The sequence below is a fragment of the Ruegeria sp. YTSA219 genome, assembly GCF_059609985.1.
Window position 1 is genome coordinate 396465 of the sequence record NZ_JBXWMT010000003.1, and the last position, 7270, is coordinate 403734.

Here is a 7270-nt window from a genome sequence, read left to right on the forward strand (position 1 = left end):
CTTACTCTTCGCGTTCCATAGTGCACTGCAGGGGGTGTTGATGGCGGCGAGCAAAATCCATGACTTGCCCGACCTTGGTTTCGGCAATCTCATGACTGAAGACACCAACAACGGCGACGCCCTTCTTGTGGACGGTTAGCATGATCTCGAACGCCTCTGCGTGGGTCATGCCGAAAAAACGTTCCAATACGTGAACGACAAACTCCATCGGGGTGTAGTCGTCATTCAAAAGCAGCACTTTGTACAGCGGCGGGCGTTTGGTCTTGGGGCGCGTCTGTACCAGGATCGACGAATCTGCATCGTCGTCCGGTTTGTCAGACATCATCCATTGGTTCTCAAACATTAGGCGCAAACGTCCGATTCAGGCTTCGGTTTATCTGTGCGCTTATATAACGTCCAATGCGTCAGATAAAAGAGCCAGCAGGACGTTATCCAAATGGGCGAAAAACTAACCACAATCGGGTTCGATGCCGATGACACGCTGTGGCACAACGAACGGTTCTTTCAGCTGACGCAGGCACATTTTGTCGACCTGCTATCAGATCATGCCGAATCGGATCACCTGAAGGACCGATTGCTGGCTGCCGAAAAACGCAATATCCGGCATTATGGGTATGGAATCAAAGGCTTCACCCTCTCCATGATCGAAACGGCGATCGAAGTGACCGAAGACCGTGTTCCTGCAGGGGTCATTCGCCAACTGATCGAAGCGGGGCAAGAGATGTTGGCCCATCCGATCGAGCTGTTGCCCTATGCCCGGCAGGCCATCGAAAGCGCTGCCGACACCCACCGCGTAATTCTTATCACCAAGGGCGATCTGATAGACCAGGAACGCAAACTTGCGCAGTCCGGTTTGGGCGATCTGTTCGACGGGGTCGAGATCGTGTCTGAAAAGACCCCGGAAATCTATCGCCAAATCTTCGCGCAGCATGGCGAGGGGCCCGCTGCGGCTATGATGGTCGGAAATTCGATGCGGTCCGATGTGGTTGCTCCGATTCAGGCCGGATGCTGGGGCGTATACGTGCCGCATGGGCTGGTCTGGGAGATCGAGCAGGCCGACGTGCCGGCCGACAGTTCCAGATACCACGAATTGCCCGATCTTGGTGGATTGACGGCGCTTGTTCGCTCTTTGAGTTGATGTTGCCATTTGGTCGCAGTTTCCGAAAATAGGGGCCGGCCGACGACACAGTCTTGACGAAATGGCAGGTTTAGCGGTGCGCCGCCGTTTGCACCGCCACATCTAGTGGGTCTTTGACATACGCTGAAAGCGCTAAAGTTATGAGCTTTCGGTTTCTTTCGCGGGGGTGCTGTGCTACGCTGATGGGTAATAAAATAAATAGTAGCTGACCGGGAAAACCCGGCGGCCTGAGGTAGACAGAGGCAAAAATCGTGCAGGTACGGCGGACAGTTCCGGCCCCTATGGGCGTATTCCTTGCAGCATTCCTGTTGTTGTTTTCCTTCGCTCCGGCGCAGGGCATTGCTGCCCCATATGCGGCGATGGTGATCGACGCGCGAACGGGCGAAGTGCTGCATTCCCGAAACGCCGATACACGCCTCCATCCGGCCTCGTTAACCAAAATGATGACACTGTACATCGCATTTGAAGCGGTTCGGAACGGCGAAATCACTCTCGATACGCAGGTGACCATCACCAAAAAGGCTTCCTCTGAACCGCCTTCAAAGCTGGGTTTACGTTCGGGGCAGAAAATTGCTTTCCGCTATTTGATCCGTGCTGCGGCGGTGAAGTCGGCCAATGACGCTGCCACTGCCATTGGTGTCGCCCTCAGCGGGTCCGAGGCTGCCTTTGCGCGCCGCATGACACGTACCGCCAAGGCGATGGGAATGAGCCGTACAACCTTTAAGAACGCACATGGTCTGACCGAGGCCGGACATCTGTCGACCGCACGGGACATGACCACGCTGGGACGGCATCTGCTGTATGATTACCCGCAATATTACAACCTGTTTTCGCGCCAATCCACGAATGCGGGGATCAAAACCGTTCCCAATACGAACCGTCGCCTGCTAGCGGCCTATCGCGGTGCGGATGGGATCAAGACGGGCTATACCCGTGCAGCTGGGTTCAATCTGGTTGCCTCGGCCAAGCGCAAGGACGAACGGATCATCGCGACTGTCTTTGGTGGCAAATCCGGCGCATCGCGCAATGCCAAAGTAGCCGAGCTGTTGGACATGGGTTTCCGCCGCGCCCCGTCGCGCGCGCCGATCCGCAAACCAGCCCGGCCGGCCTATGCCGGTAATGCAGGTTTGAATGCGAAAGTCGCCAGCGTAAGCGGCGCGCCCACCAGAAGCCTGCGACCGGTTCTTCGACCCCAGCGGGGGAGTACCGTTCTAGTGGCGAACAATGTCGCCGCAACCGCAGCCAAGAACGACGCGCGGATTCAGGACGGTATCGCCGCAGCCATCGCCTCGGCCGGTGTAGAGACGCCGACCGAAGGAACGACGCGCCCGACGGTCCGCACGGATGATCTAGTGCTGGCCTCGGCAGAACAGCCCGAGCCAGAGCAGGAAATCGTCACACGCTTGTCGACCTCTGGCGGTCATTTGTGGGGCGTGAATGTGGGGCGCTATACGACCCGGTACGAGGCTGAAAAGGTTCTACTGAAAACGGCCCTGTCGGAAATGACTACATTGGAAGGCACGCTGCGCAAGGTCAATCAAAACTCACGCGGGTTCGACGCGACGTTCCAGGGCATGACCCGAGAGCAAGCCGATCTGGCCTGCCGCAGACTTCAGGCCCGCAATGTCACCTGTTTCATGATCGGGCCGTCATAAGACCCGACATATACTCTCCTGGATGGGTCTGGTCACGGAATTCCGTGGCCCTTTTTTTCTGAGCGAGCGTGCCGTAGTAGGTGGCAGGGGTCAGGTCAGTCGAATACGTGGCCGTGCTGATATTGCTCATCCTGACCGGCGGCCGCAGTCAGGGCCGCGACGTTATCTTTGGTAAAGAACCCATCATACTTATGACAGCGCTCTATATACTCGGTGATCAGCAGAGTGTTCTTCGAATGTTTTGAGAAAATCTGCTTGAGGTTCGGATCGTCATTGCACTCTCCAACCACATGGGCCAGGAATGGCACCCCCTGGTCTTTCAGAGTGTTCACAACGAAATCCACATTCTTTTCGCCCGCACCGTGATCGCCGTCCAGAATCTCGATCGCCATGTGATGCAGCCGACGTCCGAAATTGCGGACGAAATCCTCGGTTGGCATGGGCCGTTTGGCAAAAGAGTTTACAAACGAAGGCGTATTATTGGCTGTAAATACCTTAGCCGGGGATTTCTTGTCATCATTCACACTGGCATTGCGGTTCACATTGGTCGACGAATTCATGTCGAAAATGTTGTACGCCCCCCAGAAATAGTAGGGCACCATCGTCAGAAATTCGAGGATCGCATCCTCGCGCTCACCAGCCAGAACGCGTGTCGCCAGATGGTCGATGCCCAACATCAGTGAAGAGATATTGCTATCGGCACCAAAGGCAGCAGCCTCATCCAGTCGCGCTTGTTCTGCGCTGCTGAGCAATACCCTGTCGCCCAGACCCAAACTGTCGGTATCGTTGAAATCCAGCGTTGAATAACCGACCCGGTTGCAGGTGAAATCAGAAGGGGTGGTGAACCGAAGGCCCTTTAGCGTGTAAAACGGGTTCTCGGTGTCGCCGGAATATTCGAACCGGATATTCTGATCCTCCAGCGTTTTGGTCAGCGTGTTCAGGTCAGTGGCGCCAAACACTTCGCCAACATAGCGCGTTTGCGGCGTGTTTCGTGCCAACGGGTACATGCGGTTGATGCGCGGGATGAAGTCTTCGAATGTCGGGCTAAGCGGAGCCATCACGATGAGCGCCGGGTAGTTCAGGTGTGAATGCAGGACCGAGTATTTATGCGTCCGTCCAAGATAGCTGGCCGTGTGACGGTATGGCGACATCACATATAGCTCGACCAGAGTGTCGAAAAGAACGTCAGTTTCGACCTGAAGCACGACAGCGCGCATGGGCCCAACCTGCTGGGCGACACCAGAGCTGGCACGGCGTTCGTAAATTTTTGGCAAATACTCGTTGAAGAAGTCCGAATTCTTCTTGTCGCCGCGTGGTTCGTAAGACGCTAAATCAAAAGACATAAAGTTACTCCTTGCCCAGACTAGGCAAACCAGGTGCGGTTCGTTGCCGGGATTGTGGTATTCAGAACATATGCTTGCTGACATGCTAGGGAGGGAATTCAGCCTCGGCAACAGTCTGAGTACGGGCGGACGCATTGCACCCGCGGGATTACCGCAGGAACTTTGTCACCTCGACACCGCCCGCGATCAGGTTTTCGCGGACCGAATGCGCAATCTGAACGGCGGTTGGTCCATCCCCGTGCAGGCAGATCGTGTCGATCGCGGTATTAAGCCTTTTGCCGGTTTCGGTAATGATGGCCCCTTCGCTGACCATTTCCAGAATTCGAGGCCCTGCAATTTCGGGGTCGTGGATGACGGCGCCGGGCAAGCTTCGGTCGACCAGAGTGCCATCGTCGTTATAGGCGCGGTCGGCAAAGATCTCGCCGACCCACTTGCAGCCCAATTCCCGAACGGCTTCTTCCTGCTTGGTGACGGCCAGCACCATGATGATGATATCTGGGTTCACGTCCAGCGCGCCCTGATAACAGGCCCGCGCCATGTCGATATCGACCGAACACATGTTGGACAATGCACCGTGCAGCTTCAGATGCCGGACCTGCGTTCCAACGGCGTTTGCCATACCGATCGCCGATCCCAACTGATACCGAACAAGATTTCGCAGGCTATCGTGGGGTATTTTCATATTGCGGCGGCCAAATCCCTGTAGGTCAGGAAAGCCGGGATGCGCGCCAATGCCGACACCGTTTTCCGCAGCCAGGGTCATCGTTTGCGCCATGACGTCCGGATCGCCCGCGTGAACGCCACAGGCAATGTTGGCCGAAGTGATAATCCGCAACAGGCTTTTGTCATCGCCCATGCTCCAGGGGCCAAAGCTTTCCCCCATATCGGCATTAAGATCTACGCTGGGCATCGGCAAACTCCTTAGTCTGTGGCAGAGATCATTCCGCTGACCAGTTGATAAGATAGCAGGTCAGCAATGTCATGAGGATCACGGATCAGCGGTTCGACCTTGGATGGCAAGTTGGCCAGTTCTTTTTGAAAAGCCGCCTGCAGGGAAATGGCCTCGTCCATTTCGACCAGCCTGAACTGAAGCTGTACGCCCGCCGGGGTTTGCGCAGCCCGCGGCAGGTCACAGGGAAGGACGGTCGCAATTCTGGGATACCCGCCGGTTGTCTGACACTCGGGCAGCAGAATAAAGGGATTGCCAGTGCCGGTCATCTGAATGTCGCCGGGGGCGATGACCTCGGACAATATGTTCAGCTGCCCCTTTGCGGCGAAACCCTCTCCGTCGCCTTCCAGCTGCATTCCCATGCGATTTGCGCGGGACCCGCGAGTGAATGTCGTGCGCAAAAAGCGGTCCAGCGTTTGCCGGTCGAACAGTTCGGTCTGAAAACTGGCCACAACCCGCAGCGAACCGCCCGAGAACCGATCTTCAGCGCGCAACTTCTGTCCTGCCTGCTGTGACGCTGCCCCGGCGGATAAGCTGTCTCCGGCCTGTAGGGCGCGCCCGATTTTGGCAGTAAGGTGAGTTGAGCGGGATCCCAGAAACTCCTGCACCTCAATACCGCCGCCCAGGTGCAAATATCCATAGGTTCCCCGTGTGGCGGCCCCGACTATCACCCGCTGTCCGGTCTCAAGGCGGTAAGAGGCATTCCACGAAATGGCAGCGCCATCAATACTGGCCTGCATCGGTGCGCCCGTCAGTGCAATCTGTATGGGATGAGTGGCCTCAAACTCACCGCCCATTCCGGCCATTTCAAGCGCGGCAAGTTTAGGACTTTGTCTCAACAATGCGGCGCCTTCGTGCAGGGCCAGTAAATCTGCTGCGCCAGATCGGGAAAGCCCTTGATCCAGATATCCGTGGCGGCCTTGGTCCTGTATTGTACAAGCAGGCCCTATGCGCAGGACAGACAGGCTCAAACCGCGATCTCCTGACAGGTCGCGCCGCCTGATCCATCAACGTCATTAGCGCGTATCGCCTCTAGTTCCTCACGCGTGACTGACACGAACTGCATTTCGTCGCCGGGTTTCAGGGCAAAGCTGTTCTGTGCTTCAGGACGAAAACAGCGAAAAGCGGTTTGGCCAATATGTCGCCACCCGGTTGGTGTGGGTCCCGAGAAAAGGACAAATTGCGAAATCGCCAATACCAAAGCGCCCTCGGGCACCATCGGGGTCAACTTCTTGAGGCGCGGTATGTTGAACTCGGGGCCGAGCGGGCCAAGATATGGCTGACCGGGAGCAAATCCGATCGTCAGGACGCGGACGGTTGTGGCGCTCAATCGATAAACGGCTTCATCGGGGGACAGCCTGGCCGCAGCCGCTGCCTCATCTAATTGAGGGGCAAGCGCGCCGCCATAAACCGTGGGGACACTCCATAACCTGCGCCCCTGGGGGAGGGGCGCTTTGTACCAATCCCGCCGCCGCAACAGCTGCTCGACCCGGTCGCGAAGGTTTGCGTGGGCAAACTGGGATGGTTCAAATCGGATATAAGTCGACGCCAGCGTCGCAGAGGTTTCAATGACACCTTCCCACCGTTCAGAATCCACCGCAGCTCGAAACGCCAATGCTGCCCGGTTCGATGGCTCGGCCATGGTTTCGGCGAAAGAGACCAGCAGACCGTCAAAGCCGACGGTGCATATGCGTGGGAAGATGGCGGCGTGTGTTCGTGTCATCTCGCTGCGTGCCAGTAGGTAACTAGTCAGGTGACCTGAACGCAATCCAGAGCGTTTCGCAAGAGAGGGTGCAAAGTATTTGCCGGTGCATCCCCGTTTCAGACCGCGTGCAGGCAAATTCCGACTCGGTGCGGGTGTGTTTCATACCCGGCGACTCATACGAGTCTTGTAGTAGACGTGGGGAGCTCAACAATATGTTGATATCGGGCATAGCTCGTACGGATAGCAGTGTGGATACCTTAGGCGTGATAATGGGCTTTCCTGGGTGCATCGGTCGAATTTATCACCTTAATTATCTGAATTTATTGAGTAAAATAAGAAAGTGCAAAAAAGTTGCTCAGGGCGTGATTTTCTGCTTGCGGTGTATGTTTGTAATGCTTAGAACCCCCTTCACCGGCGCTGCTGAGGCGCTTGTGACACACTGGAGAGACGGTGGGACGGGCTGGAGAGACGGCCGGACGC

At 56.5% G+C, this 7270-nt stretch carries 7 protein-coding genes; 2 read left to right on the top strand and 5 right to left on the bottom strand.

What is annotated here, in order from left to right; translation table 11 throughout:
* Position 1: 1 nt before the first annotated feature.
* Positions 2-343 carry an ATP-dependent Clp protease adapter ClpS gene (gene clpS, locus AC2FFB_RS07480; RefSeq protein WP_142635917.1) on the bottom strand — a complete coding sequence of 114 codons (342 nt, stop codon included), beginning with the start codon at positions 341-343 and terminating at the stop codon, positions 2-4.
* Between the two features lie 93 nt (positions 344-436).
* Here clpS and AC2FFB_RS07485 point away from each other — a divergent pair, with 93 nt between their 5' ends.
* Entirely contained in the window at positions 437-1138 is a 702-nt protein-coding gene (locus AC2FFB_RS07485) for an HAD family hydrolase (RefSeq protein WP_281995298.1), read from the top strand.
* Between the two features lie 281 nt (positions 1139-1419).
* A complete protein-coding gene (locus tag AC2FFB_RS07490; protein WP_142635921.1) occupies positions 1420-2793 on the top strand; it encodes a D-alanyl-D-alanine carboxypeptidase family protein in 1374 nt (457 codons plus the stop codon).
* A 95-nt stretch (positions 2794-2888) separates the two neighbouring features.
* Here AC2FFB_RS07490 and AC2FFB_RS07495 read toward each other — a convergent pair whose 3' ends face one another.
* The 4 genes from AC2FFB_RS07495 to AC2FFB_RS07510 all read right to left on the bottom strand — a co-directional run bounded on the left by AC2FFB_RS07495 (position 2889) and on the right by AC2FFB_RS07510 (position 6808).
* Positions 2889-4136, bottom strand: coding sequence for a hypothetical protein (locus AC2FFB_RS07495; protein WP_496874729.1), 1248 nt, complete (start codon positions 4134-4136; stop codon positions 2889-2891).
* 148 nt (positions 4137-4284) lie between these two features.
* Positions 4285-5046: a LamB/YcsF family protein gene (locus AC2FFB_RS07500; RefSeq protein ID WP_271948108.1), complete on the bottom strand. Its 762-nt coding sequence runs from the start codon at positions 5044-5046 to the stop codon at positions 4285-4287.
* An 11-nt stretch (positions 5047-5057) separates the two neighbouring features.
* Entirely contained in the window at positions 5058-6056 is a 999-nt protein-coding gene (locus AC2FFB_RS07505) for a 5-oxoprolinase subunit C family protein (RefSeq protein ID WP_496688677.1), read from the bottom strand.
* A complete protein-coding gene (locus AC2FFB_RS07510) occupies positions 6053-6808 on the bottom strand; it encodes a 5-oxoprolinase subunit B family protein (protein WP_142635929.1) in 756 nt (251 codons plus the stop codon). The genes AC2FFB_RS07505 and AC2FFB_RS07510 overlap by 4 nt, the downstream gene beginning before the upstream one ends.
* Positions 6809-7270 lie beyond the last annotated feature (462 nt).

Bases quoted from the DNA above. Each gene is read 5' to 3' on its own strand.
- AC2FFB_RS07510 (WP_142635929.1), bottom strand. From the start codon at position 6,808: ATGACACGAACACACGCCGCCATCTTCCCACGCATATGCACCGTCGGC.
- clpS (WP_142635917.1), bottom strand. From the start codon at position 343: ATGTTTGAGAACCAATGGATGATGTCTGACAAACCGGACGACGATGCA.
- AC2FFB_RS07490 (WP_142635921.1), top strand. From the start codon at position 1,420: ATGGGCGTATTCCTTGCAGCATTCCTGTTGTTGTTTTCCTTCGCTCCG.
- AC2FFB_RS07485 (WP_281995298.1), top strand. From the start codon at position 437: ATGGGCGAAAAACTAACCACAATCGGGTTCGATGCCGATGACACGCTG.
- AC2FFB_RS07495 (WP_496874729.1), bottom strand. From the start codon at position 4,136: ATGTCTTTTGATTTAGCGTCTTACGAACCACGCGGCGACAAGAAGAAT.
- AC2FFB_RS07500 (WP_271948108.1), bottom strand. From the start codon at position 5,046: ATGCCCAGCGTAGATCTTAATGCCGATATGGGGGAAAGCTTTGGCCCC.